General features: G+C 67.9%; 24 protein-coding genes and 2 tRNA genes. 16 read left to right on the forward strand and 10 right to left on the reverse strand.

Features of this window, described 5'->3' with window-relative positions; translation table 11 throughout:
* Positions 1 to 41: 41 nt before the first annotated feature.
* The 3 genes from trxA (at position 42) to WFH25_RS02795 (ending at position 2850) form a co-directional block, all read left to right on the forward strand.
* Positions 42 to 368, forward strand: coding sequence for a thioredoxin (gene trxA / locus WFH25_RS02785; protein WP_017887828.1), 327 nt, complete (start codon positions 42 to 44; stop codon positions 366 to 368).
* Positions 369 to 536: 168 nt separating this feature from the next.
* On the forward strand, positions 537 to 1841 hold the full coding sequence (locus WFH25_RS02790; protein WP_261645871.1) for an aminotransferase-like domain-containing protein: 1305 nt from the start codon (positions 537 to 539) through the stop codon (positions 1839 to 1841).
* A gap of 46 nt (positions 1842 to 1887) precedes the next feature.
* Positions 1888 to 2850: a D-alanine--D-alanine ligase family protein gene (locus WFH25_RS02795; RefSeq protein ID WP_336696742.1), complete on the forward strand. Its 963-nt coding sequence runs from the start codon at positions 1888 to 1890 to the stop codon at positions 2848 to 2850.
* A gap of 1281 nt (positions 2851 to 4131) precedes the next feature.
* On the opposite strand, the gene WFH25_RS02800 is transcribed toward WFH25_RS02795, so the two are convergent.
* The 8 genes from WFH25_RS02800 to rpmH form a co-directional block, all read right to left on the reverse strand.
* Positions 4132 to 5112 carry a ParB/RepB/Spo0J family partition protein gene (locus WFH25_RS02800; protein WP_092385578.1) on the reverse strand — a complete coding sequence of 327 codons (981 nt, stop codon included), beginning with the start codon at positions 5110 to 5112 and terminating at the stop codon, positions 4132 to 4134.
* Complete coding sequence (locus WFH25_RS02805; RefSeq protein WP_071294225.1) at positions 5112 to 6005, reverse strand: ParA family protein; 894 nt, start codon at positions 6003 to 6005, stop codon at positions 5112 to 5114. Before WFH25_RS02805 ends, WFH25_RS02800 begins: the two co-directional genes overlap by 1 nt.
* An 81-nt stretch (positions 6006 to 6086) precedes the next feature.
* Positions 6087 to 6731, reverse strand: coding sequence for a 16S rRNA (guanine(527)-N(7))-methyltransferase RsmG (gene rsmG / locus WFH25_RS02810; protein WP_092385580.1), 645 nt, complete (start codon positions 6729 to 6731; stop codon positions 6087 to 6089).
* The gene (locus WFH25_RS02815) at positions 6728 to 7249 is read right to left on the reverse strand and encodes a Jag family protein (RefSeq protein WP_442892395.1); all 522 of its coding nucleotides are present in this window, start codon (positions 7247 to 7249) and stop codon (positions 6728 to 6730) included. The genes rsmG and WFH25_RS02815 overlap by 4 nt, the downstream gene beginning before the upstream one ends.
* Complete coding sequence (yidC, locus tag WFH25_RS02820) at positions 7250 to 8224, reverse strand: membrane protein insertase YidC (RefSeq protein ID WP_070417471.1); 975 nt, start codon at positions 8222 to 8224, stop codon at positions 7250 to 7252. It abuts the gene before it with no gap.
* 8 nt (positions 8225 to 8232) lie between these two features.
* Positions 8233 to 8613 (reverse strand): membrane protein insertion efficiency factor YidD, encoded by a 381-nt coding sequence (gene yidD / locus WFH25_RS02825; protein ID WP_071294227.1) that lies wholly within the window; start codon positions 8611 to 8613, stop codon positions 8233 to 8235.
* Positions 8610 to 8972 (reverse strand): ribonuclease P protein component, encoded by a 363-nt coding sequence (rnpA, locus tag WFH25_RS02830; RefSeq protein WP_336696743.1) that lies wholly within the window; start codon positions 8970 to 8972, stop codon positions 8610 to 8612. The genes yidD and rnpA overlap by 4 nt, the downstream gene beginning before the upstream one ends.
* Positions 8973 to 9011: 39 nt before the next feature.
* Positions 9012 to 9149, reverse strand: a complete 138-nt coding sequence (gene rpmH / locus WFH25_RS02835; protein WP_058724833.1) for a 50S ribosomal protein L34 — start codon at positions 9147 to 9149, stop codon at positions 9012 to 9014.
* Between the two features lie 504 nt (positions 9150 to 9653).
* Between rpmH and dnaA the strand changes: the two genes are divergently transcribed.
* The 10 genes from dnaA (at position 9654) to WFH25_RS02885 (ending at position 21038) form a co-directional block, all read left to right on the forward strand.
* Positions 9654 to 11120 (forward strand): chromosomal replication initiator protein DnaA, encoded by a 1467-nt coding sequence (gene dnaA / locus WFH25_RS02840; protein WP_070419317.1) that lies wholly within the window; start codon positions 9654 to 9656, stop codon positions 11118 to 11120.
* Positions 11121 to 11593: 473 nt separating this feature from the next.
* The gene (gene dnaN, locus WFH25_RS02845) at positions 11594 to 12739 is read left to right on the forward strand and encodes a DNA polymerase III subunit beta (RefSeq protein ID WP_070417468.1); all 1146 of its coding nucleotides are present in this window, start codon (positions 11594 to 11596) and stop codon (positions 12737 to 12739) included.
* Between the two features lie 70 nt (positions 12740 to 12809).
* Positions 12810 to 13697, forward strand: coding sequence for a phosphogluconate dehydrogenase (NAD(+)-dependent, decarboxylating) (gene gnd, locus WFH25_RS02850; protein WP_092385584.1), 888 nt, complete (start codon positions 12810 to 12812; stop codon positions 13695 to 13697).
* Positions 13698 to 13727: 30 nt separating this feature from the next.
* On the forward strand, positions 13728 to 14978 hold the full coding sequence (recF, locus tag WFH25_RS02855; protein ID WP_336696744.1) for a DNA replication/repair protein RecF: 1251 nt from the start codon (positions 13728 to 13730) through the stop codon (positions 14976 to 14978).
* Positions 14978 to 15478 carry a DUF721 domain-containing protein gene (locus WFH25_RS02860; protein ID WP_336696745.1) on the forward strand — a complete coding sequence of 167 codons (501 nt, stop codon included), beginning with the start codon at positions 14978 to 14980 and terminating at the stop codon, positions 15476 to 15478. Before recF ends, WFH25_RS02860 begins: the two co-directional genes overlap by 1 nt.
* A gap of 132 nt (positions 15479 to 15610) precedes the next feature.
* A complete protein-coding gene (gyrB, locus tag WFH25_RS02865; RefSeq protein ID WP_336696746.1) occupies positions 15611 to 17614 on the forward strand; it encodes a DNA topoisomerase (ATP-hydrolyzing) subunit B in 2004 nt (667 codons plus the stop codon).
* 117 nt (positions 17615 to 17731) lie between these two features.
* On the forward strand, positions 17732 to 20380 hold the full coding sequence (gyrA, locus tag WFH25_RS02870) for a DNA gyrase subunit A (protein WP_070417463.1): 2649 nt from the start codon (positions 17732 to 17734) through the stop codon (positions 20378 to 20380).
* Positions 20373 to 20780 carry a DUF3566 domain-containing protein gene (locus tag WFH25_RS02875; RefSeq protein WP_070417462.1) on the forward strand — a complete coding sequence of 136 codons (408 nt, stop codon included), beginning with the start codon at positions 20373 to 20375 and terminating at the stop codon, positions 20778 to 20780. The genes gyrA and WFH25_RS02875 overlap by 8 nt, the downstream gene beginning before the upstream one ends.
* 76 nt (positions 20781 to 20856) lie before the next feature.
* A tRNA-Ile gene (locus WFH25_RS02880) sits at positions 20857 to 20933 on the forward strand.
* A 32-nt stretch (positions 20934 to 20965) separates the two neighbouring features.
* A tRNA-Ala gene (locus WFH25_RS02885) sits at positions 20966 to 21038 on the forward strand.
* A 512-nt stretch (positions 21039 to 21550) separates the two neighbouring features.
* Here WFH25_RS02885 and WFH25_RS02890 read toward each other — a convergent pair.
* Positions 21551 to 22123, reverse strand: a complete 573-nt coding sequence (locus WFH25_RS02890; protein ID WP_083295136.1) for a hypothetical protein — start codon at positions 22121 to 22123, stop codon at positions 21551 to 21553.
* 117 nt (positions 22124 to 22240) lie between these two features.
* On the opposite strand from WFH25_RS02890, the gene WFH25_RS02895 reads away from it, so the two are divergent.
* The gene (locus WFH25_RS02895) at positions 22241 to 22780 is read left to right on the forward strand and encodes a peptidylprolyl isomerase (RefSeq protein ID WP_070417461.1); all 540 of its coding nucleotides are present in this window, start codon (positions 22241 to 22243) and stop codon (positions 22778 to 22780) included.
* A gap of 8 nt (positions 22781 to 22788) precedes the next feature.
* A complete protein-coding gene (locus WFH25_RS02900) occupies positions 22789 to 23643 on the forward strand; it encodes a rhomboid family intramembrane serine protease (RefSeq protein ID WP_071294232.1) in 855 nt (284 codons plus the stop codon).
* Between the two features lie 340 nt (positions 23644 to 23983).
* On the opposite strand, the gene WFH25_RS02905 is transcribed toward WFH25_RS02900, so the two are convergent.
* Positions 23984 to 24238 carry a cell division protein CrgA gene (locus WFH25_RS02905; RefSeq protein ID WP_070417459.1) on the reverse strand — a complete coding sequence of 85 codons (255 nt, stop codon included), beginning with the start codon at positions 24236 to 24238 and terminating at the stop codon, positions 23984 to 23986.
* Positions 24239 to 24320: 82 nt separating this feature from the next.
* Here WFH25_RS02905 and WFH25_RS02910 point away from each other — a divergent pair, with 82 nt between their 5' ends.
* Positions 24321 to 24965 (forward strand): anthranilate synthase component II, encoded by a 645-nt coding sequence (locus WFH25_RS02910; protein ID WP_070417458.1) that lies wholly within the window; start codon positions 24321 to 24323, stop codon positions 24963 to 24965.
* Positions 24966 to 25060 lie beyond the last annotated feature (95 nt).

The following is a 25060-nucleotide window of genomic DNA, read 5'->3' on the forward strand; positions in this document are numbered from 1 at the left end:
CGGGCGTTGCACCCACTGATCGACTTCTCGAAGGAGCACACATGTCCAACGCCAAGGCAGTCACCGACGCCACCTTCTCGGACGAGGTCCTCAAGTCCGACAAGACGATCCTCGTCGACTTCTGGGCCGAGTGGTGCGGCCCGTGTCGCGCGGTCTCGCCGATCCTCGACCAGATCGCCGAAGAGCACGCCGGCAAGATCGAGATCGTGAAGCTCAACGTGGACGACAACCCCCAGTCGGCCATGAACTACCAGATCACGTCGATCCCGGCGATGAAGGTCTTCAAGGGCGGCGAGGTCGTCAAGACCGTCATCGGCGCGAAGCCGAAGCCGGCGCTCGAGGCCGACCTCGCAGAGTTCCTCGCGTAGGCACCTGCCCCACCGAGCGGCCCCGCACCCCACCGGGTGCGGGGCCGCTCGCGTTCCCGGGCCACTGGTTCAGGATCGGCCCCGTCGCGGGGCCCGGGTTTCCGGGGTCGATGTCGTAGTGTGGCGGGAATGTGAGTGGCGGGCAGGTCCCGCTGGAACGGAGCCAAGATGACGAACGGCAACAGCCTCGACCCCTGGTACGACTCCTACGCCCAGCGCACCGCCGGGCTGAGCGCCTCCGAGGTCCGAGCCCTGTTCGCCGTCGCGTCGCGGCCCGAGGTGGTCTCGCTCGCCGGCGGCATGCCGTACGTCTCCGCGCTGCCGCGTGAGCTCGTCACGGGCTCCCTCGACCGTGTGATGGCCGAGGACGCCGCCATGGCGCTCCAGTACGGCGGGGGACAGGGCCTGCGGTCCCTGCGCGAGCACATCGTCGACGTGATGAGCCTCGAGGGCATCCGTGCCAGCGCCGAGGACGTCGTCGTCACCACCGGGTCGCAGCACGCGCTGGACCTCGTCACCCGACTCTTCATCGACCCGGGTGACGTCGTGCTCGCCGAATCGCCGTCCTACGTCGGCGCGATCGGGGTCTTCCGGTCGTACCAGGCCGAGACCGTGCACGTCACCACCGACGAGAACGGTCTCGTCCCCGAAGCGCTGCGCGAAGCGATCGCGAACCTGCGGACCCAGGGCAAGCGGATCAAGTTCCTCTACACGATCCCGAACTTCCACAACCCCGCAGGTGTGACGCTCAGCCGCGAGCGTCGCATCGAGATCCTCGACATCTGCCGGTCGAACAACATCCTCGTGCTCGAGGACAACCCGTACGGCCTCCTCTGGTTCGATGAGCCGGCGCCGCAAGCGATCCGATCGATCGACGAAGAGGGCGTGGTCTACCTCGGCTCGTTCTCCAAGACGCTCGCGCCGGGCTTCCGCGTCGGCTGGGCCCTCGCACCCCACGCCATCCGCGAGAAGCTCGTCCTCGCCAACGAGTCGGCCGTCCTCGCGCCGAACTCCTTCGGCCAGTACGTGGTGAACGCCTACCTCGACGCCGCGGACTGGAAGGGTCAGGTCGACACCTTCCGGGGCCTCTACGCCGAACGTCGTGACGCCATGCTGTCCGCGCTGGGGGAGTTCCTGCCGGACCTGTCCTGGACGAAGCCGAACGGTGGCTTCTTCGTGTGGCTGACCCTGCCCGAGTCGCTCGACTCCAAGGGGATGCTGCCGCGGGCGGTCAAGGAGCTCGTCGCCTACACCCCGGGGACGGCCTTCTACGCCGACGGACGCGGGGGCGGTCACATCCGCCTGTCGTTCTGCTACCCGACGCCGGAGCAGATCCGCATCGGCGTGAAGCGGCTCGCGAACGTCGTCAACGACGAGCTCGAGCTGGTCGAGACCTTCGGGTCCGCGACGCGGCCCAACGCGGTCGTCCGACCCGCATCGTCGGTCAGCGCTCCGCCGCCGAACATCTCCTGATCAGCCTTTTTCACCGTTCCACCTGCAGTACCGGAGGTCCATCCGCATGGCCGAGCTCACCCGCCGTCACGTCGTCGTCGTCGCGGGAGGGATCTCGCACGAGCGTGACGTCTCCCTGCGCTCCGGTCGCCGTGTGGCCGACTCCCTGACCGGGTACGGCTGGCAGGTGGACCTCCGCGACGCAGACGCATCGTTGCTGCCGACCCTGCGGGAGAGCCGCCCGGACGTCGTGTGGCCGGCTCTGCACGGCGCCTCCGGTGAGGACGGCGCCCTGCGGGGCATCCTGGAGGCGCTGGACATCCCGTTCGTCGGCTCACGTTCGACGTCGGCCCGGCTGGCATGGGACAAGCCCACCGCTTCGGCGCTGGTCGCGCGGGCGGGAGTCCGGACCCCTCGCTCGGTCACGCTCTCGCACGATGTCTTCCGGGAGCTCGGCGCGGTCGGCGTCCTCGAGAGCATCGCTGTCGAACACCCGGTCCCACTCGCCGTCAAGCCTGCCCGAGGCGGCAGCGCCCAGGGCGTCACCCTCGTCGACGACGTGAACGACCTGCCGCGCGCGATGGTCACCGCGTACACGTACTGCGACGACGTCGTGGTCGAGCAGCTCATCCGTGGGACCGAGGTCGCGGTCGGCATCATCGACACCGGCGACGGTCCGGTGGCGCTCTCCGCCGTCGAGATCGTCCCGCGCAGCGGTATCTACGGGTTCGAGGCGCGGTACAACGCCGGCGAGACCACCTTCTACACGCCGGCCCGCCTGTCCGAGGAGTTCGCGGCTGCTGCGTCCGCCGCCGCCGTGGCAGCCCACGAGGCCCTCGGTCTGCGACACATCTCGCGCGTCGACCTCATCGTCGACGCCGCTGGGACGCCCTGGTTCCTCGAGGCGAACGTCCTCCCCGGGCTCACCGAGACCTCTCTCGTGCCGCAGGCGTTGTCCGCGTCGGGCTTCGACCTGGGATGGACCTACGCCGAGCTCGCGGAGCAGGCGATCAGCGACCACCGGGCCTGACACCGCGATCGTGGGGTGCCGACACGTTCCACGTGGAACATCCCTTGCCGTCGTCCTCGCGGCCTTGGGCCTCGTGACACTGGCCGCAGGCGAAGCCGTGCACTGCCGGGCCGCACGTCGGGCTGGACGGCTTCCACGACCGACGAAGGGCTCTACTGGGCTCGTCGTCGTCCTGGGGTTCGGCAATCGGGGCCGTCGGATCAACGTCGTGAATCGGTGGCGGGCTCGGATCGCTGGGCGTCAGCGACCGGAGCTCGCTGGGCGGCTCGTGGCTGCCGATGACTATCGGTTCGGCGAGATGAGCCTGCTGAAGCCGGTGTTCGCTGCCGTGGGGCTGTGGAAGCTCCGTGCCGTGTTCCACGTGAGCCCTCCGGCCTGATCCACCCGTTCCACGGGGAACATTCGCCCAAGCCCGCGCGCAAGACGCCGGCCTCGACCTCTCCGCGATCCTCACTCGCCGCCCGAGGGTCGCGGGCAGAGTGAGCCAGCCCGGAGCCACAGCCCTCATTTCCATGCATGCCGGGACGGGTGCGGATCCCTGCTCACGGCCGTGACGCATGATGGGCACGGTTCCTCCGGTTGGCCCGCACCCATCTCATCGCCCTCGAACTGGAGCCTTTCGCAGCGACTCAAGGACCAGGGCTCCATGCCAAGCGCCGAGGAGATCATTCGCAGCTCATCGTCCAACGGGGGAGCGGTCCGGCCCGAGCGCCCTGCCCATCACGGATCGCGCCAATGCCGACAAGGAACCCCGGGGACCAACTCCGCCTCGTATCTTGCGGGACATCCGACATCCCGTCTCAATGTCTCCCGCCACCCATAAGCGTACAAACGTGCAGCTCGGCTCGAGGTCGGATTCGAGGCGCGCGGCAGCCGCTCCACAGCCCCACCGCGAGTGCCTGGCCCGGATGATCGCCGCGACGGGGACACGCGAGCCACCGGTATCGACGCCTGGCCGCTCCTGGCCGCTCCTGGCCGCTCGGTGCAGGGGCGAGATCGCTCGGTCTGACGACTCCGGAGGGCGCAAGCACGGCGCCGCGATCGGCCAGAACGGCGCCTGCTGGACGACACGAACCACCCTCGGCGCTTCGACTCGATGTTCCACGTGAAACGCTGCCTGCACGATCAGGCCCCGAACAATGGGGTACCCGAGAGGCCACAGCAGGCTCACTCAGGGCCCAGTAGACCCACCGTCAGACCCACGGACCCGGCGACGCCGTCTAGTCGGCAGGCGGCCGCACAGCGCCGTAGAGAGACCCCGCGGCAGGAGACGGCCGAACGTCAGCCCGCGACGTCCTCGATACCGAGCTCCCCGAGGATCCGGTTGAGGTCATCCCCGTTCGCGAAGTCGATCGTCACCGAGCTCTTCCGCGCCCCGACAGCGATCTTGACCCGCGTGTTCAACCGATCCCCGAGCCGCTCCGCCAGGTCGTTGAAGTGCACCTGCCGCTTGGACGGCTCCGCCTTGGGCTTCACCGGCGTCTTCGCCGCGAGCTGCTGCGCGATCGACTCGGCGGCCCGGACGGACAGGTCCTCGTTGACGATCTTCTCGGCGAGGTACTCCATGGCCTCGGCATCAGGCGCAGCGAGGATCGCACGTGCGTGTCCAGCCGAGAGCACGCCCGCTGCCACACGCCGCTGAACGGGGGAGGGGAGGCGCAGCAGTCGGATCGTGTTGGTGATCTGCGGACGCGAACGGCCGATCCGCTGGGCGAGCTGCTCCTGCGTGATCCCGAAGTCCGCAAGGAGCTGCTGGTACGCCGATGCCTCTTCGAGCGGGTTGAGGTTCGCGCGATGGAGATTCTCAAGCAGGGCATCACGGAGCATCGCATCGTCGGGAGTGTCCTTGACGATGGCCGGGATGGTGCTCAGCCCGAGCTCCTTGGTGGCCCGAAGTCGGCGCTCACCCATGATCAGCTCGTACTGCGGCTCGGTCCCAGCGGCGCCGGCGATCGGGCGCACGACGATGGGCTGCAGGACACCGATCTCACGAATCGAGTGGACGAGTTCCTGCAGTTCCTCTTCGCGGAACTCCTTGCGCGGCTGCTGCGCGTTCGGCACGACGTCGAGGGGGTTCAGGTTCGCCAGACGCGCGCCGGGAACCGCGACGAGCTCCTCCGCGGTCGCACCGTCAACGAGCGGCGCGGACGCCGGCGATCCGCCGGTCGGGAAGAACACGTCGACGGGACGGTCCTGCTGCTCCGACGCCGTCGGGATGAGGGCTCCGATGCCCCGTCCGAGTCCAGTTCGCTTCGGTGCCATCAGTGCTGCGCTCCTCGTGCTGCGATCTCGGCTGCCGCCTCCAGGTAGGAGAGCGAGCCGGTTGAGTTGACGTCGTACGCAACGACGCTCTGCCCGTAGCTCGGGGCTTCGCTGACGCGGACGGATCGGGGGATCACGGCCTCGAGCACCTGCTCGCCGAAGTGCTCCCGAACGTCTGCAGCGACCTGGTTGGAGAGGTTCGTCCGGCTGTCGTACATCGTCAGGAGGATGGTCGACACGGCGAGGTTCGGGTTCAGGTGCCGCTCGATGAGCTCGATGTTCCGGAGCAGCTGACTCAACCCTTCGAGCGCGTAGTACTCGCACTGGATCGGGATGAGGACCTCGCGCGCTGCGACGAAGGCGTTGATCGTGAGCAGCCCGAGCGACGGCGGGCAGTCGATGAAGACGTAGTGGTACGGCTCGTCCAGCGACTCGAGGTACTGGTCCAGCGCGGTCCGCAGGCGCTGTTCGCGAGCGACGAGCGACACCAGTTCGATCTCGGCGCCGGCGAGGTGGATCGTGGCCGGTACGCACCAGAGCGTGTCCGACTCGGGGGAGCGCTGGACCGTGTCGGCGATCGGTGCCTCGTCGACGATCACGTCGTAGATGCTCGGGACCTCGGCCTGGTGGTTGACGCCGAGCGCCGTGGACGCGTTGCCCTGCGGGTCGAGGTCGATCACCAGCACGCGTGCTCCGCCGTGCGCCAACGCAGCGGCAAGGTTGACCGTGGTGGTGGTCTTGCCGACGCCACCCTTCTGGTTCGACACCGTGAAGACACGCGTCTTCGGCGGCAGCGGGAACTGCTGCGTCGCGATCGCACGGCGACGACGGTTCAGATCAGCGATCTCACGGGCGAGCGGTGTCGACGCGTCGTAATCGGTCGATGAACTCAACGAGTGCCTCTTCCCCGGTTCGGTGTTTCACGTGGAACGCGGAGCCACTGGTGGCCGGTCGAACCGGCCCGAGCCGCAGCGTCAGTCAACTGTAGCCCGGAAGACGCGCGTGGTCTCCTCGACCACACCGACTCCGAGCTCGAGCACCTCGACATCAGCGAGACGCTTCCGGAGGATGACCTTTCGGGCCTTCTCCATCTCGTCCTCGACGCGGGCGCCCTTCATGAGGATGAGCTGGCCACCGGATCGAACCAGGGGCACGGTCAGGGGGATCAGCTTCGACAACGCGCTGACGGCCCGCGCAGTCACCTGGTCGACCACGATGTCGTCGGCGACGTCCTCAGCACGGGCACGGACGACCTCGACGTTGTCGAGGCCGAGGCGCGAGGCCTCTGACGTCAGCCAATCCACTCGCCGTTCCATCGGTTCGATGAGCGTGAGGTGCACGTCCGGCCGGGCGATCGCGAGCACCAAGCCGGGGAGTCCAGCACCGGAACCGACGTCCGCGACCCGGCCCCGTTCCTCCAGGAGTGGAGCGAGCACCGCAGAATTGAGGATGTGTCGCGTCCATAAGCGCGGCAGCTCGAGGGGGCCGATCAGGCCGAGCTCCTCTCCGCGTCGGGCAAGCTCGTTCGTGAAGGAACGCGCCAGGTCGAGGCGATCGCCGAAGAGCGTCGCGGCAGCCGCCGGCTCCGTCTCGAGGACGGGAGGCGCGGTCTCGGTCATCGGGTGACGACCGTGTGGCGGTCCCGACCCTCACCCTCGGACTCCGAGTGGAAGCCCTTCTCGGCAACCAGGTCGTGGACCAGCTTGCGCTCGTACGACGACATCGCGGGGAGTGCAGCCGTGGTCGAGCCCGCCTCGATGCGCTCGATGGCGGTGTCGACGAGCCGCTGCAGTTCGGACGCACGGGCATCGCGCGAGCCGCCGACGTCGAGGATCAGCCTGCTGAACTCGCCGGTCTCCGCCTGGACGGCGATGCGCGTGAGCTCCTGCAGGGCCGAGACGGTGTCCGGCTTCGACAGCACGCGGAGCGCGTCGCCCTCGTCCGTGACGGACAGGTACACGCGGCCCGCACGCTCCTCGATCTCGATGTCGCCGTCGAGGTCGCAGATGTCGAGGAGTTCCTCGATGTAGTCCGCCGCAATGTCGGCTTCGTCGCGGGCGTCGTCGTCGACGGTCGCGGTCGAGGTCGAGGTGTCGACGGTGGTGTCCACGGCGTCCGCGGTGTCCTGCTCGGTCACTTACTTCTTCCCGTTCTTCTTGGCACGGTTCTTGCCGACCGGCTGCTGCCGCTGGGTCGTCACGCGGACGGCCTCGATCTCGGCGGCACCGGCCCCGGCGCCAGCCTCGGCGAGGACCGGGGTGGCCGCACCGCGACGCTGCGCCTTCTTCGCGAGACGTGCCTCACGAGCGAGTGCGGCCTCGGAACCGGGGGTCGGCATGCTGCGGATGACGAAGTACTGCTGCGCCATCGTCCAGACGTTCGAGGCGAGCCAGTAGAACATGACGCCGAGGGGGAACGACAGACCGGAGATGACGAAGACCAGCGGGAGGATGTACAGCATCATCTTCTGCTGGCGGTACATCGGAGACTCCTTGGTCTCCGGCGACATGTTCTTCGCGACGAGCTGCAGCTGGGTGATGAACTGCGAGGCGGTCATCACGACGATCATGACGCCGGCGATGACCCGGACCTCCCAGCCGGAGGCGTTCGTGAACGTCTCGTGCAGGGGAGCGCCGAAGAGCGATGCGTTGCCGAACGACGCGGCGAGGTCGTTCGTGAGCAGGCCGATGCCCGTCTTGTTGATCTGCGCCTCGTGCAGCACCGAGTACAGCGAGAAGAAGATCGGCATCTGGATCAGCAGCGGCAGGCAGGAGCTCAGGGGGTTCGTCCCGGTCTCCTTGTACAGCGCCATGGTCTCGCGGCTCATGGCCTCACGCGAGAACTGGTCCTTCTTGCCCTTGTACTTCTCTTGGATCTTCTTGAGCTGCGGCGCCACCTCGAGCATTCGGCGCTGCGACTTGATCTGGCGCACGAAGATCGGGATGAGCGCGGCGCGCACCACGAAGGTCAGGAAGATGATGGAGAGCACCCAGGTGATGCCGGCTCCGGGGTCCATGCCGATGCTCTCGAAGATCCAGTGGAAGCCCACGAGGATGGCCGAGACCACCCACTTGAGCGGCCAGAGGATCGTTCCGATGAATCCGAGGTCCATGGGGACTGTCACGCCTTTCGAGTGCGCTGGGGGAGCAGGACCGGCAGGGTGGAACCACCCGTGGGCTGCGGCTGCGGCTGGGTCGGTGCGAGCACGAACCCGAACCGGTTGACGTCGTAGGGGCGACGCCGTGCACGGACGTCGTCGATGCCCCCGGCTGCCCAGGGGTTGCACCGTGCGATGCGCCATGCACCCATGGCGGATCCGCGGACGACGCCGTACTGCTGGATCGCCTCGAGCGCGTACCGGGAGCACGAGGGGTGGTACCGACAGACGTTGCCGTAGAGCGGTGAGATCACGGCACGGTAAGCGCGCAGCACGATGACGCACACGTTGCGCGGGAGCAACGCGACGGCCCAGGCGAGCCGGGTCCACAGGTTGCGGTTCATGCTGCCTTCTCCACACCACGCGCACAGGAGCGCGAGACGTCTTCGAGCAGGGTAGGCCATCCGGCCTGCGCAGCGGCTGGCAGTGCGCGGACCACCACGTCGTAGCCGACGGGGATGTCGGCGAGCAGTCCGTGCGCGATCGCCTTGAGGCGACGCCTGACCAGGTTCCGGGTCACGGCGTTGCCCACCGTCTTCGCGACGATGAACCCGAACCGGCTCGGACCGGTACCGCTCGACGGGTCGTCCGAGGTACGACGAACCACCGATACGACGGCGTGCGCCGTGGCGCTTCTGCGACCACGACGCACGACGGACCGGAAGTCGTCACCTCGGACGATCCGGTTGGCGCGGGCCAACACGAGTCGGTACCGGAGGACGAGATCAGGCGGGGAGCCTGATCAGGCGCTGAGCTCGGTGCGGCCCTTGGCGCGACGTGCGGCCAGGATGGCGCGGCCGGCACGGGTGCGCATGCGGGCGCGGAAGCCGTGCTTCTTGGCGCGGCGGCGGTTGTTCGGCTGGAAGGTGCGCTTGCTCATGATGTTCTCCACACGGCTGCTCGCGGCGAGCCGTCACGTATGTGTAGTCGCTCGGTGCCGAACGACGCAGATGGGCGCGACCGAACGGCCGCAGTCAACTGGTTAACGGTACGTGACAGGGGCGAGCAGGTCAAACGCCGTCGTCGACCCGACCGCGGGAGCGGTGCGCACGTTCATTATCCACATTGGGGAAAACGTGCGTTCGGTACGACGCGCTCGAGTCCTTTACAGTGGGGTGATCGACCGGCCAGCGGCCCGGTACGACGGGGGATTCTCCTCGTCGTGCGGCTCGCGCCGGTCGTGGACAAGACTGTGGACAACCCTGTGGACCACCATGCGGGACGACACGCGTCCGGGCCGTCGACGATGCCACCCGGACTCACGACGACTCGCCAGGAACGTTCCGGCGGTCGACGCTGCGCCGGTCCGTCCGGCGGCGGTGGACACCCAGTGCAGACGAGCACCAGCGACGAGCACGACACGACATCAGGAGACGAGCGCGACATGACGATGCCGGCCGACCCCGTCGAGGACCTCTGGTCATCCGTCCTCGGACTCCTCTCGGAGGACGACCGCATCACCCCGCAGCTGCACGGCTTCCTCAACCTGGTCGAGCCGAAGGGCGTGCTCGCCGGCACCCTCTACCTCGAGGTGCCGAACGACCTCACCCGCGGCATGCTCGAGCAGCGGATCCGCATCCCGATCACCGAGGCCGTCTCCCGCATCGGTGACGACACGGTCGCGAACTTCGCCATCACGGTGAACCCGGACATGGCGTCCGAGCCGCGGGTCGACACGCAGGTCACGAGCAACGTCCCCGAGTACGCCGAGCCGGTGCAGGAAGCCGTCGAGCAGAGTGCGGCCCCCCGTCAGTACATCGAGGCACCGTTCGTCCCGAGCCAGATCGACTCCCCGGGGACCAGCGGTCGCCCCGAGTCCCGGCTCAACCCCAAGTACAACTTCGACAACTTCGTCATCGGCTCGTCGAACCGCTTCGCCCACGCGGCGGCGGTCGCGGTGGCCGAGGCGCCGGCGAAGGCCTACAACCCGCTCTTCATCTACGGCGACTCGGGCCTCGGCAAGACCCACCTCCTGCACGCGATCGGCCACTACGCCGAGAGCCTCTACCCGGGGATCCGGGTGCGGTACGTGTCCAGCGAGGAGTTCACGAACGACTTCATCAACTCGATCGCGAACAACCGGTCGAACCAGTTCCAGCAGCGGTACCGCGACATCGACATCCTGCTGATCGACGACATCCAGTTCCTGCAGGGCAAGGACTCCACGCAAGAGGCGTTCTTCCACACCTTCAACACGCTGCACGACCACAACAAGCAGGTCGTCATCACGTCGGACGTCGCGCCGAAGCACCTGACCGGGTTCGAGGACCGGATGCGCTCCCGCTTCGAGTGGGGCCTCATCACCGACGTCCAGGCGCCGGACCTCGAGACCCGCATCGCGATCCTCCGCAAGAAGGCGCAGTCCGACCACCTGCAGGTGCCCGACGACATCCTCGAGTTCATCGCGTCGAAGGTGTCGAGCAACATCCGCGAACTCGAGGGCACCCTGATCCGGGTCACGGCGTTCGCGAGCCTCAACCGGACGGCCGTCGACATGGCCCTGGTGCAGACGGTCCTCAAGGACCTCATCACACTCGACGACGACAACGTGATCGCGCCGACGGACATCATCAACCACACCGCGGAGTACTTCAAGCTCTCCGTCGACGACCTCTACGGGTCCTCCCGCTCGCAGGCGATCGCCACGGCACGGCAGATCGCGATGTACCTCTGCCGTGAGATGACGAGCCTGTCGCTGCCGAAGATCGGACAGCTCTTCGGCAACCGGGACCACACCACGGTCATGTACGCCAACAAGAAGATCGCGGAGCTCATGAAGGAGCGTCGCTCGATCTACAACCAGGTCACGGAGCTGACCAGCCGCATCAAGCAGGACCGCCGCTACCGCTGACGCACGTCGCGTTGCGTCGCGCTGCGCACATCTGGTACGGCCCTGGAGGCGCGGCCGACGACCGTCAGATCGGCCTGCTTCCGCGCGCATCCACCATCTGAGACGGTTCCATGCGCCGGACTTCACACAGTGTGGAAAGCCTGTGGATAACTGTGGAGGACACGCCGGTCGGTTGTTCACAGCGGAGGGGCCACCTGTGGAGACTGGGGATGGAAGTGGATAGATGAGATTCATTCATCCAGACACCCCCCACACACCACTCACAACTCACACGTGTGTAGTTCCCTGTGGACAAGCGGTGTTAACAGGGTTATCCACAGTGTGCACAGGCGTTAACACCATTACTCCTGGTTAACGATTGATCTCAGCGGGCCAACCTTGTGGACGGCGGGATGACAAGAAATCCGGGCCTCGCCGGGCTGTGCCACAATGGGGCGGCCGGACAGTCCAACCGATCGACAGGGGTTCCAGCTGTGAAGTTCGAGGTCAACCGGGACGTCTTCTCCGAAGCCGTCTCCTTCGCGGTGAAGCTCCTCCCACAGCGCACGACCCTCCCGATCCTCTCGGGCGTCCTCATCCACGCCGACGGCGATCGACTCACGCTCTCGTCGTTCGACTACGAGGTCTCGGCGCAGACGTCCATCGCCGCGCAGATCGACGACCCCGGCACGGTGCTCGTCTCCGGCCGGCTCCTCAACGACATCGCGAGCCGCCTGCCGAACGCCCCGGTCACCTTCACCACCGAGGACTCGAAGATCTCGGTCACCTGCGGTTCGGCGCACTTCACGCTGCTGTCCATGCCGGTCGAGGAGTACCCGACGCTCCCCGAGATCGGCGAGCAGACCGGCGTGATCCCCGGCGACGCCTTCTCCGAAGCCGTGTCCCAGGTCGCCGTCGCCGCCAGCCGCGACGACGTCACCCCCGTGATCACCGGCGTCCAGCTCGAGGTCGGCGACAACGACCTGTCGCTCATCGCCACGGACCGCTACCGCGTCGCCGTCCGCACCATCGCGTGGGACTCCGGCCGCGTCGGGTCGGACCCGCTGCACGCGCTCGTCCCGGCCCGCACCCTGCAAGAGGTGGGCCGCACGTTCGGCTCGGCGTCCACCGTCTCGGTGTCGATCAGCGGCTCGTCCGACCGCGAACTCATCGCGTTCCACGCGGACGACAAGACCGTCACGTCGCTGCTCATCAAGGGCAACTACCCGCCGGTCCGCCGGCTCTTCCCCGAGACCGTCCAGGACCACGCGGTGATCAACACCGCGGAACTGGTCGAGGCGGTCCGACGGGTCTCCCTCGTCCTGGAGCGCGAAGCCGCCCTCCGGTTCTCCTTCACGGTCGACGGGCTCACGCTCGAAGCGATCGGTTCCGAACAAGCGCAGGCGTCAGAGTCGATCAGTGCGTTGCTGACCGGTGAGGAAACGGTGGTCTCGCTGAAGCCCGCCTTCCTCCTGGACGGGTTGAACGCGGTGCACTCCGAGTTCGTCCGGATCTCCTTCACCAAGACGGAGAACCCCAACAAGCCGGGCCCGGTGCTCATCACCGGCCAGACCTCGCAAGAGGCCCCGGCCGCGGACGGATACCGGTACCTGCTGCAGCCCAATCTCCTGCTGCGGTAAGCGCAACAGCCGAACACTGCGCTGACGCGCCACCCCTGCATCAGCGCGACGACGAACAGAAGAGGAAATCATGCACATCGGTCTTGTCGGCCTCGGTCGCATGGGCAACAACATGCGTGCCCGTCTCCGCAACGCAGGCATCGAGGTCACCGGCTACGACGCGAACCCCGCCGTCTCGGACGTCGCCGACCTCGGCGCACTCGCCGCGGCGCTCCCCGAGGGCAAGAAGCTCGTGTGGGTCATGGTCCCGCACGGCAAGATCACCGACGACGTGATCACCGACCTGTCGAACGTCCTGAGCGAGGGCGACCTCGTGATCGACGGCGGCAACTCGAAGTGGCTCGACGACGAGGTGCACGCCAAGCAGCTCGACGCGAAGGGCATCCGTTACATGGACGCCGGCGTCTCCGGTGGCGTCTGGGGCAAGGAGAACGGCTACGGCCTCATGGTGGGCGGCGCCCCCGAGGACGTCGAGTTCGCCATGCCCGTCTTCGACGCGCTCCGTCCCGAGGGCCCGCGCGAAGAGGGCTTCTCGCACGCCGGCGGCGTCGGCGCGGGCCACTACGCGAAGATGGTCCACAACGGCATCGAGTACGCGATCATGCAGGCCTACGGCGAGGGCTACGAGCTCCTCGAGGCCAAGGACATCGTCCACGACGTCCCGGCGGTCTTCGCCGGATGGCAGCGCGGTACGGTCGTCCGCTCCTGGCTGCTCGACCTCCTCGTCCTCGCGATCAACGAGGACCCGAAGCTCGACGAGCTCGAGGGCTACGTCGACGACTCGGGCGAGGGTCGCTGGACCCTCGAAGAGGCGATCGAGCTCGCGGTGCCGATGCCCGCGCTCTCCGCGGCGATGTTCGCCCGCTTCGTCTCGCGTCAGGGCAGCGAGTCCCCGACGATGAAGGCCGTCGCGGCGCTCCGCAACCAGTTCGGCGGCCACGCCGTCAAGAAGGCGTAGTCCAACCGGGGCAACCCGGCCACGGCCCGCGTGCACGTCGACCACCTGCAACTCACGGACTTCCGGAACTACCGGGAGGCCGAGGTCGACCTCGCACGCGGGCCGAACCTGTTCGTCGGCCGGAACGGACAGGGCAAGACCAACCTCGTCGAGGCGATCGGCTACCTCTCCACCCTGGGGTCGCACCGGGTCCCGACGGACGCGGCACTCGTGCGGCAGGGCTGCGACGCGGCGATCGTTCGCGCTCGGCTCGCGCACGAGGACCGCAGCATCCTCGCAGAGGTCCAGATCAACCGCACCGGCTCGAACCGGGCGCAGGTGAACCGCTCGGCCATCAAGCCCCGCGAGCTCCCGCGCTACTGCACGAGCGTCCTCTTCGCTCCCGAGGACCTCGCGCTGGTCCGGGGCGAACCGGCCGGCCGACGCCGGATGCTCGACGAACTCCTCGGGCAGATCGCCCCGCGCATGCAGGGCGTCCTCGCCGACTACGACCGGACGCTCCGGCAGCGGAACACCCTGTTGAAGTCGGCCCGGGCGACCGGTGCGAAGGCGGGTTCGCTCGCGACGCTCGACGTCTGGGACGAGCGGCTCGTGGCGTTCGGCGCCGAGATCATCGCCGCCCGTGACCACCTCACCCGGCGGCTCGCCCCGTTCGTGGCCGAGGCCTACGCGACCGTCGCCGGCGAACGGCACGAGGCGTCGATCACCGGCGTCCTGAGCGTCCGCGGCGGCGACCCGGAGGACGCGGCCGCGACGGATCCCGTCCTCGGGACACCCGACGAGCCGGTCACCGTCACCGCGGCTGCCGATGCGTTCCGCGCGGCACTCGAACGGCGTCGGCGTGACGAGCTCGACCGCGGCCTGACGCTCGTCGGTCCCCACCGCGACGACGTCCTCTTCCAGCTGAACGGGTTACCTGCCCGCGGCTACGCCAGTCACGGGGAATCGTGGTCGTTCGCGCTCGCCGTGCAGCTGGCCAGTGCGTCGATCCTCCGAGCCGAGTCGAGCCTGGGCGATCCGATCATCATCCTCGACGACGTGTTCGCCGAGCTCGACGAGTCCCGCCGGGAACGCCTGGCCGGGGCGGTCGCCGACTACGAGCAGGTGCTCATCACCGCGGCGGTGTTCGGTGACGTGCCCGAGCAGCTGGCCGCGCACACGGTCCGGATCGAAGCGGGCACGATCGTGACCGACGAGGCGGAGCCGAGCCGCGCCTCCAGTCCGACCGAAGAACCGGAAGACCACCGGGCGGAAGCCGACCCGACCGGAGCGGGCGTCTGATGCCGAAGCCGTCGAAGCCGACCGAACCCTCGCGGGTCTACCGGCACCTCCGCGCCGTCTTCGGCGACCCCTCGAAGCGCGGCGTCGACGCGCGCCGGCGCCGCATGAAGGGACTCGACCCCGACTCCGTGCCCTACGGTCGCGGTCGCGAGCCCGCCGGACTCGGCGACGTCGTCGGCTCGCTCGCGCAGGAACTGGGCTGGACCGAGCCCCTCGCCCGGTCCGAGCTCTTCGTGGACTGGCCCGCCGTGGTGGGCGAGGAACTCGCGAAGCACTCCCGACCCATGACGATCGACGACGGTGCACTCGTCATCCGCTGCGACTCGACGGCCTGGGCGACCCAGCTCCGACTGATGCGCAGCACCGTCACGACGACCATCGCCGAGCGGCACCCCGAGGCGGGGGTGCAGTCGATCCGGGTTTCGGGCCCCGACGCCCCCACCTGGAAACGCGGCCCCAGGACGGTTCAGGGGCGCGGTCCCCGCGACACTTACGGGTAGGGCGACGAAATCGTCCGGGAGGACGAAAAAAGGCCGTCCACGGCCGGAATCCGCCCTCGGAGGAGGGGGTCCTGCGGTAGACTGAGAGGTGCAGTGCGCGGGTGTTCCGCGCGCAGGCAGGAGCACCTTCGAATGACATCCGGATCTGACGACGACCGACAGAACTCGTCCGGCGAGGCGACCCCGCAGAGCGATCCAGCGTACGGCGCAGACCAGATCCAGGTGCTCGAGGGACTCGAAGCCGTCCGGAAGCGTCCGGGCATGTACATCGGGTCGACCGGTCCCCGCGGTCTGCACCACCTCGTGCAGGAGATCGTCGACAACTCCGTCGACGAAGCACTCGCGGGCTACTGCGACACGATCAACGTCACCATCCGCGAAGACGGCGGCGTCCGCGTGGTCGACAACGGCCGTGGCATCCCCGTCGGGATCCACGCTGCCGAGGGCGTCTCGACCGTCCAGGTCGTGCTCACCGTCCTGCACGCCGGCGGCAAGTTCGGTGGCGGCGCGTACGCGGTGTCCGGTGGTCTGCACGGCGTCGGTTCGTCGGTCGTCAACGCGCTGAGCTCCGAGCTCGACGTCGAGGTCCGCCAGCAGGGCCACGTCTGGCGCCAGAGCTACACCGACGGCGTCCCGGTCGCGCCCCTGTCGAAGGACGAGGAAGACGACGGCCACGGCACCACGATCACCTTCTGGCCGAACGCCGACATCTTCGAGACCGTCGTCTTCGACTACGAGACCCTGCGCACGCGCTTCCAGCAGATGGCCTTCCTCAACAAGGGCCTGCGGATCACCCTGACCGACGAGCGCACCCCGGCCGACGGTGAAGAGGCACGGCACGACTCCTTCCTCTACGAGCGCGGCCTCGCCGACTACGTCGAGTACCTCAACGCCCAGAAGAAGGCCGACCTGGTGCACCCGGACGTCATCGGCTTCGAGGCCGAGGACCCGGAGCGCAAGATCGCGCTCGAGGTCGCGATGCAGTGGAACACCTCCTACCAAGAGAGCGTCCACACCTTCGCGAACACGATCAACACGCACGAGGGCGGCACCCACGAAGAGGGCTTCCGCGCGGCGCTGACGTACCTGGTCAACAAGTACGCGCGCGAGGCGAAGATCATCAAGGAGAAGGACGACAACCTCACGGGTGACGACATCCGTGAAGGGCTGACGGCCGTCATCTCCGTGAAGCTCGGCGAACCGCAGTTCGAGGGGCAGACGAAGACCAAGCTCGGCAACACCGAGGCGAAGGGCTTCGTCCAGCGCGTCGTCGGCACCGAGCTCACCCACTGGTTCGAGAGCAACCCGACGCAGGCCCGCGACGTCGTGCGCAAGGCGATCCAGGCCTCCCAGGCCCGTCTCGCCGCACGCAAGGCACGCGAGACCACCCGTCGCAAGGGCCTCCTCGAGTCGGGCGGCATGCCCGGCAAGCTCAAGGACTGCCAGTCGAAGGACCCGACGGTCTCCGAGATCTTCATGGTCGAGGGTGACTCCGCCGGTGGTTCCGCCGTGCAGGGTCGCAACCCGATGACGCAGGCGATCCTGCCGTTGCGCGGCAAGATCCTCAACGTCGAGAAGGCCCGCCTCGACCGTGCCCTGGCCAACCAGGAGATCCAGTCGATGATCACGGCGTTCGGCGCCGGCATCGGCGAGGACTTCGACCCGGACAAGGCCCGGTACCACAAGATCGTGCTGATGGCCGATGCCGACGTCGACGGTCAGCACATCACGACCCTGCTCCTCACCCTGCTGTTCCGCTACATGCGGCCGCTCATCGAGCGCGGCTACGTGTACCTCGCGCAGCCGCCGCTCTACCGCCTGAAGTGGTCGAACTCGGCGCACGAGTACGTGTTCAGCGACCGGGAGCGCGACGCCCTGATGCAGGCCGGCCTCGCCGCCGGCAAGCGCATCCCGAAGGACAACGGGATCCAGCGCTACAAGGGTCTCGGCGAGATGGACTACAAGGAGCTGTGGGACACCACGATGAACCCGGACACCCGGACGCTCCTGCAGGTCACGCTCGAGGACGCCGCCGCGGTGGACAGCGTCTTCGCGACGCTGATGGGTGAGGACGTCGAGTCCCGTCGCCAGTTCATCCAGCAGAACGCGAAGGACGTCCGGTTCTTGGACATCTGATCCTGGCCTGGAGGCGCGGCGTGAGTCGCGCGGACCAGTCCTGACCACCTGCGGTCGCGCCCGGCGCGACTGACGGAACCACAGCCTCCAGGCTGTCCAGAAAGGGAACGAAGCCACATGGCTGACGACAACGAGAACGGCGCCGACGAGCAGCCCGAGATCGTCCACGGCGACAGCGGGGACATCGTCGTCTCCGGTGACCGCATCTCGCAGGTCGACCTGCAGCTCGAGATGCAGCGCTCGTACCTCGACTACGCGATGAGCGTCATCGTCGGTCGTGCCCTGCCCGAGGTCCGTGACGGACTGAAGCCGGTGCACCGCCGCGTGATCTACGCGATGTTCGACGGCGGCTACCGTCCCGACCGGGCCTTCTCGAAGTGCTCGCGCGTCGTCGGCGACGTCATGGGGCAGTTCCACCCGCACGGCGACAGCGCGATCTACGACGCCCTCGTCCGCCTGGTGCAGCCGTGGTCGCTCCGGTACCCGCTCGCGCTCGGCCAGGGCAACTTCGGTTCCCCGGGCAACGACGGCGCCGCCGCCCCGCGGTACACCGAGACCAAGATGGCGCCGCTCGCCATGGAGATGGTCCGGGACATCGACGAGGACACCGTCGACTTCCAGGACAACTACGACGGTCGCACGCAGGAGCCCGCGATCCTGCCGGCACGCTTCCCGAACCTGCTGGTCAACGGGTCCGTCGGCATCGCGGTCGGCATGGCGACGAACATCCCGCCGCACAACCTGCGCGAGGTCGCTGCGGGCGCCAAGTGGGCGCTCGAGCACCCCGACGCCACGCGTGAAGAGCTCCTCGGCGCGCTCATGCAGCGGATCAAGGGCCCGGACTTCCCGACCGGGGCGCAGATCCTCGGCACGAAGGGCATCCAGGACGCCTACCGCACCGGTCGTGGTTCGATCACGATGCGTGCGGTCGTCAACGTCGAGGAGATCCAGGGTCGCACCTGCCTCGTCGTCACCGAGCTCCCGTACCAGGTGAACCCCGACAACCTCGCGATCCGCATCGCCGAGGGCGTGAAGGACGGCAAGCTCGCCGGCATCGCGGACATCCGCGACGAGACCTCGGGTCGTACCGGTCAGCGCCTCGTCATCGTGCTCAAGCGCGACGCCGTCGCCAAGGTCGTCCTCAACAACCTGTACAAGCACACGCAGCTGCAGGAGAACTTCGGCGCGAACATGCTCGCGATCGTCGACGGCGTGCCCCGCACCCTCGCGCTCGACGGGTTCATCTCGGCGTGGGTCGACCACCAGATCGACGTCATCGTCCGCCGCACCCAGTTCCGGCTGCGCGAGGCCGAGAAGCGCGCCCACATCCTCCGTGGCTACCTGGCCGCGCTCGACGCCCTCGACGAGGTCATCGCGCTCATCCGCCGGTCGCCCGACGTCGAAGAGGCCCGCACCGGCCTGATGGACCTGCTGTCCGTCGACGAGATCCAGGCGCGCGCGATCCTCGAGCTCCAGCTCCGTCGTCTCGCCGCCCTCGAGCGGCAGAAGATCCACGACGAGGCCGAGGAGCTCGAGCGCAAGATCGCCGACTTCCAGGACATCCTGGCGTCGGAGACCCGTCAGCGCACGATCATCGGCGACGAGCTCGAGGAGATCGTCGAGCGGTTCGGCGACGACCGCCGCAGCGAGATCCTGCTCGGCTTCGACGGCGACATGTCCATCGAGGACCTCATCCCCGAAGAGGAGATGGTCGTCACCATCACCCGCGGCGGGTACGTCAAGCGGACGCGCAGCGACAACTACCGGTCGCAGCACCGCGGCGGCCGCGGGGTGAAGGGTGCGCAGCTGCGCGCCGACGACATCGTCGAGCACTTCTTCGTGACGACGACGCACCACTGGCTCCTCTTCCTCACGGACAAGGGGCGGGTCTACCGCGCGAAGGCCTACGAGCTGCAGGAGGCCAGCCGCGACGCCAAGGGTCAGCACGTCGCGAACCTGCTCGCCATGCAGCCGGACGAGCAGATCCAGCAGGTGCTCGACATCCGCGACTACGAGGCGGCGCAGTACCTCGTGCTCGCCACGGCGCACGGTCTCGTGAAGAAGACCCCGCTCACCGAGTACGACACGAACCGCACCGGTGGCATCATCGCGATCAACCTGCGCGACGGCGACACCCTGGTGCAGGCGCTCCTCGTCGACGAGCACGACGACCTCCTGCTCGTGTCGAAGCACGGCATGTCGCTGCGCTTCACCGCGACGAACGACACCCTGCGCCCGATGGGTCGATCGACCTCCGGCGTGAAGGGCATGTCCTTCCGCGACGACGACTCGCTGCTCGCAGCCCGGGTCGTCTCGGACGACGGCTACGTCTGGGTCATGACCGAGGGTGGCTACGCCAAGCGCACGTCGGTCGACCAGTACCGCGTGCAGGGCCGTGGTGGTCTCGGCATCAAGGTGGCCAAGCTGGCCGCTGACCGAGGCGACCTTGTGGGTGCTCTCATCGTGGGCGAGGACGACGAGGTGCTCGTCGTGCTGCAATCGGGCAAGGTGGTAAGGTCTGCCGTGGCCGAGGTGCCCGCCAAGGGTCGCGACACGATGGGTGTGGTCTTCGCGAGGTTCGCGGAGAACGACCGGATCATCGCGGTGGCCCGGAACACAGAGCGGAACCTGGACGACCAGGACGACGCCGAGATCGAGCCTGCGGGCCCGGTGGAGACGGTCAGCCCGGACGAAGCGGCCGCCGACCCCGCCGACACAGTGCCCACGGACACCGTGGCCGGAGAGGACCAGTCAAGCAATGAGTAGTGTCGCCGAGAAGCTCCAGAAGAAGGCGAAGCGGCCCGTCGGCACCCGTCAGGTGCGGCTGCGGCTCGTGTACGTCGACTTCTGGTCGATGGTCAAGCTCAGCTTCCTCATCGCCCTGGCCGGCTCGATCGTGATCGTCGTCGCCACCGCGCTGGTGTGGGTCATCCTGAACCAGACCGGTGTCTTCACCCAGATCGACGCCCTGCTGAAGGACGTCACCGGGCAGAACAACTACTCGATCATGGACCAGTTCTCGCTGGGCCAGGTGCTCGGGTTCTCCATCGTCGTGGGCATCCTCAACGTGGTCGTCGGCACCGTGCTCGGCGCCATCGTGAGTGTCCTCTACAACCTCAGTGTGCGGATCACCGGCGGCTTGCTCGTCGGCTTCACGAACAACTGACACACCCGGGCCGGATGGGCCGACCACCTCGATTTCGTTCTGCGAGATCCGTACGGTAGGCTTTCATCCGGTCTGAGGGGCTATAGCTCAGGCGGTTAGAGCGCTTCGCTGATAACGAAGAGGTCCAAGGTTCAAGTCCTTGTAGCCCCACCACTTCCTCCGACACTCCGTACGATGGGTGTCACGGGGCCTTAGCTCAGTTGGTAGAGCGCCTGCTTTGCAAGCAGGATGTCGGGAGTTCGATTCTCCCAGGCTCCACTCCCTCGGCGTGAGCGATGCTCCGCTCGTTCCTCGCTTCGCCTCGCTCGGTCGTCGTGTTCGTCTGCGCCTCCGGCGCGCCGCTCCGCGATCGGTTCCGTTGCGCGACGTTCTTGCGGGCTCGAGGTTTGCCGATTGTGGCGTCTCGCGCCGGCTTGGCGGCCGTTCGAGGGACCTCGGTGGACGTGAGCGGCGCGTCGTGCGACCGCGACACGGCTCCGGGTGGACCCCGGTGGACGTGCGTGGTGGGGTGGGCGGAACGCGACGGCGGACGGGAGGCGCGGGGCGGGCCCGACCCGCGCCTCCCGTCCGTCGCCGGGCCGACGCCGGGCCGGTGAGCGGGCACGACATGCTGTGCGTCGGGCGCCGAGTGGGCGCGAACGGCCGTTTCGGCGCGGTGAACGGGACGTATTCTGCCCGCTCGCCGCCTCCGGCCACGGCCGGCGAGCCGCTGGCCCGCGGACGACGAAGGGCCCCGGCGCGTGCCGGGGCCCTTCGTGCGAACCGGGAGGTCAGGCGGCAGGCTTCTCCGCCGTGTCAGCGTCGTCGGCGACCCAGAGGTCGTCGTCCGCGCGGAGCGTCTGGTACGCGGCGTAGGCGGCACCCGCCACGGCGACGACACCGACCACGATCAGCGCGACACCGCCGAAGCCGATGCCCTTCTTCTGGTGCGGCACGTACTTCTCCGCAGCCTTCTTGGCCTTCTTGCCCTTCTTCTGGGCGTTCTTCACGATCTTCTTGACGCGGGGGTCCTTCGCGAGGTCACCCACGCTGAGGACCGAGCCCGCCGTCGCGACGAGTCCGGGGACGACCTCGGACTGGAAGCGGTGCGAAGCACTCTGCGCTGCGCTCGTGGCAGCGTGCACCCCCGTGGCGACAGCCGGACGGATGCCGTTGTCGATCGCGTTCTGCACTCGCGGAGCGATGTCCTTGCGAGCGGTGTCCACGGCGTGGGACCGCGCCTCCGCAAGGATCGCGTTCGCGTGCTCGAGGACCTTGCGCTGCTCGCCGAGGAGCGAGGCGGTCTGGCCCTTGAGCTTCTTGATCTGCTTCCGGCGCTTGCGCGGGATCTCGATCGTCGTCATCTGGTACCTCCATCGGAACGGCGTGACCCCCATCCTGCCACCGCAGTGCCTGACAGGTCACGGAGCCTCACCTGTGTGATCCGTCTGACCGTCAGCAGTACATGCGAGAATCGGAACATGTCTCTGCACACCGCTGTCGCAACGATCCACACGAACAAGGGCGACATCCGCGTCAACCTGTTCGGCAACCACGCTCCGAAGACCGTCAAGAACTTCGTCGACCTCGCGACGGGCAAGCAGGAGTGGACCCACCCCGGCACCGGCAAGGTCTCGACCGACAAGCTGTACGACGGTGTCGTCTTCCACCGCATCATCAAGGACTTCATGATCCAGGGCGGCGACCCGCTCGGTCAGGGCATCGGCGGACCGGGCTACCGCTTCGACGACGAGATCCACCCGGAGCTCACCTTCCAGAACCCGTACATCTTCGCCATGGCGAACGCCGGCATCCAGGGCGGCCGCGGCACCAACGGCTCGCAGTTCTTCATCACCACGGTGGCGACGCCGTGGCTGCAGGGCAAGCACACCATCTTCGGCGAGGTCGCGGACGACGAGTCCCGCGCGGTCGTCGACGCGATCGAGGGTGTGGCGACCGACGGCCGTGACAAGCCGCTCGAGGACGTCGTCATCCAGAGCATCGACGTCGAGGACGTCTGAGCCACCACGTGACCGATCAGGCGTACAACCCGAACAACACCTGCTACCGGCATCCGGACCGGCAGAGCTTCGTGCTCTGCCAGCGCTGCGGGCGGACGATCTGCCCGGAGTGCCAGACGCCGGCGGCGGTCGGGGTGCACTGCCCTGAGTGCGTGCGTGAGCAGCGTGCGCAGTTCCAGGCGAACCGTCGGGCGTCCGGAGGCCCCAGCGGGCTGACGGTCGCCCGGCGGCGCTTCGCCATGCTCGACCAGAAGGCGACGGTCGTGATCGTCGCCGTCTCGGTCGCGATCTGGTTGCTCGACCAGGTCTCGGGCGGGTTCTTCACGAACCTGTTCGCCTACAACTCGCTGCTCCTGCCCTCGCAGCCGTGGCGAGCGGTCACGGTGCTCTTCGTGCACTCGGGCCTCTTCCACATCCTGTTCAACATGTGGGCGCTGTGGATCTTCGGCCGGATGCTCGAGAACATGCTCGGGGCGTGGCGGTTCCTGGCGCTCTACTTCATCACCGGGATCTTCGGGTCGATGCTCGTGACGTTCCTGGCCCCCGGCACGTGGGTGGTCGGAGCGTCCGGCGCGATCTTCGGGCTGTTCGCGGCGTTCTTCGTCCTGCAGCGCAGTCTCGGCAACAACGCCGTGCAGCTGCTGGTCATCATGGGACTCAACCTCGTCGTGGGGTTCCTGCCCGGTACGAACATCTCGTGGCAGGCGCACGTCGGCGGGATCATCGGCGGCTTCGTGGTCGGATTCGTGTTCGCACGGACCCGCAACATCCGCCAGCGTCCGCTGCAGATCGCACTGCTCGTGGCCGCCGCGGTCGTGGGCATCGCCCTGACCGCCGTCGGGTACGCGGTGACGATCGGCTGACAGCCGCACAGCAGCTCCACCGAACGCCCCGTCGCTCAGCGGCGGGGCGTTCGTGCGTCCGCGAGGGCTTTTCCACACGTGCACGACTGAGTTGTCCACACCTGTGGAGAACGCGGTGAGTTACACGCATGTGATTATCCCCACTGTGGAGTCCGCTGTGGATAACTCCGGGACGGGGGTGTGGATGGGTGTGTGGAGAGTGTGGAGAACTGTGGAGAACGTACGCGGAGGTGGGGACAAGGGCCACGGCGGGGCGAGTGCACTGTGGACAACGGCACGAACGACGACGCCCGCCGCACCAGCAGGTGCGACGGGCGTCGAGAGGTGTGTGGCCGGGGTGCTACCGCCAGCGCGTGGTCATCAGGAAGCCGACGAACATGATGCCGAAGCCGATCAGGATGTTCCACGAACCGAGGGACGGCACCGGCAGGGTGGTGTTCGAGATGTAGAAGACGATCACCCAGGCGAGGCCGATGAGCATGAAACCGAACATGACCGGCTTGAACCACACGGGGTTCGGCTGGTCCCCCGCGGTGTCGACCGAGTCGGCTCGGGTCGTCCGGGCGGGCTTGGTGCGGTCCTTGTCCTTGGCCATGGCCGGTATCCTACCGTGACCGCGGGTGTGGGAAGCCTCTCAGCCCGCCGCACACATCCCCCACGAGTACGGTGAACCGACCATGACCAAGATCCTCGTCGTCGACAACTACGACAGCTTCGTCTACACGCTGAACGGCTACGTGCAGCAGCTCGGGGCGGAGACCGACGTGGTTCGGAACGACGCCTTCCCCGCGTCCGAGATCGCCGACCGCATCGCCGAGTACGACGGTGTGCTCCTGTCTCCCGGCCCCGGGACGCCCGCGGACGCCGGCGTCTCCGTCGAGACCGTGCACGCCGCCATCGCCGCGGACAAGCCCCTGCTCGGTGTGTGCCTCGGGCACCAGGCCATCGCCGAGGCACTCGGTGCGACGGTCACCCACGCCGAGGAACTCATGCACGGCAAGACCTCGCAGGTCGACCACGACGACAGCCCCCTCTTCGCGGGCGTCCCGCACCCGTTCACGGCGACGCGGTACCACTCGCTCGCGATCGTCGACGGCACGGTCCCCGACGAGCTCACGGTGACCGCCCGGACCGGTGGCGGCGTCATCATGGGCGTGCAGCACCGCGAGCACCCCGTGTACGGCGTGCAGTTCCACCCGGAGTCGGTCCTCACCGAGGGCGGCTACCGGATGGTCGGCAACTGGCTCGAGACGACCGGCCTCGCCGGTGCAGCGGAACGCGCTGCGGGCCTGAACCCGCTCATCGCGGCCCACCGGGCCTGACAGCGGCGCGCCACTGACGCGACCGCGCTGCGGGACGGTCGGGACGTGGCGGGGTCGAGCCGCGCCTCCGGGAACGCAGGCCGACACGACGCCGG

It is taken from the genome of Curtobacterium sp. USHLN213 (assembly GCF_037144815.1).
Classification (GTDB): Bacteria; Actinomycetota; Actinomycetes; order Actinomycetales; family Microbacteriaceae; genus Curtobacterium.

Coding starts and splice junctions, on each gene's coding strand:
- dnaA (WP_070419317.1), top strand. CDS start 9,654: ATGACGATGCCGGCCGACCCCGTCGAGGACCTCTGGTCATCCGTCCTC.
- yidD (WP_071294227.1), bottom strand. CDS start 8,613: ATGAACCGCAACCTGTGGACCCGGCTCGCCTGGGCCGTCGCGTTGCTC.
- rsmG (WP_092385580.1), bottom strand. CDS start 6,731: ATGACCGAGACCGCGCCTCCCGTCCTCGAGACGGAGCCGGCGGCTGCC.
- WFH25_RS02910 (WP_070417458.1), top strand. CDS start 24,321: ATGACCAAGATCCTCGTCGTCGACAACTACGACAGCTTCGTCTACACG.
- yidC (WP_070417471.1), bottom strand. CDS start 8,224: ATGGACCTCGGATTCATCGGAACGATCCTCTGGCCGCTCAAGTGGGTG.
- WFH25_RS02800 (WP_092385578.1), bottom strand. CDS start 5,112: ATGGCACCGAAGCGAACTGGACTCGGACGGGGCATCGGAGCCCTCATC.
- rpmH (WP_058724833.1), bottom strand. CDS start 9,149: ATGAGCAAGCGCACCTTCCAGCCGAACAACCGCCGCCGCGCCAAGAAG.
- WFH25_RS02795 (WP_336696742.1), top strand. CDS start 1,888: ATGGCCGAGCTCACCCGCCGTCACGTCGTCGTCGTCGCGGGAGGGATC.
- gyrB (WP_336696746.1), top strand. CDS start 15,611: ATGACATCCGGATCTGACGACGACCGACAGAACTCGTCCGGCGAGGCG.
- WFH25_RS02790 (WP_261645871.1), top strand. CDS start 537: ATGACGAACGGCAACAGCCTCGACCCCTGGTACGACTCCTACGCCCAG.
- WFH25_RS02890 (WP_083295136.1), bottom strand. CDS start 22,123: ATGACGACGATCGAGATCCCGCGCAAGCGCCGGAAGCAGATCAAGAAG.
- WFH25_RS02860 (WP_336696745.1), top strand. CDS start 14,978: ATGCCGAAGCCGTCGAAGCCGACCGAACCCTCGCGGGTCTACCGGCAC.
- WFH25_RS02905 (WP_070417459.1), bottom strand. CDS start 24,238: ATGGCCAAGGACAAGGACCGCACCAAGCCCGCCCGGACGACCCGAGCC.
- gyrA (WP_070417463.1), top strand. CDS start 17,732: ATGGCTGACGACAACGAGAACGGCGCCGACGAGCAGCCCGAGATCGTC.
- WFH25_RS02875 (WP_070417462.1), top strand. CDS start 20,373: ATGAGTAGTGTCGCCGAGAAGCTCCAGAAGAAGGCGAAGCGGCCCGTC.
- gnd (WP_092385584.1), top strand. CDS start 12,810: ATGCACATCGGTCTTGTCGGCCTCGGTCGCATGGGCAACAACATGCGT.
- trxA (WP_017887828.1), top strand. CDS start 42: ATGTCCAACGCCAAGGCAGTCACCGACGCCACCTTCTCGGACGAGGTC.
- WFH25_RS02895 (WP_070417461.1), top strand. CDS start 22,241: ATGTCTCTGCACACCGCTGTCGCAACGATCCACACGAACAAGGGCGAC.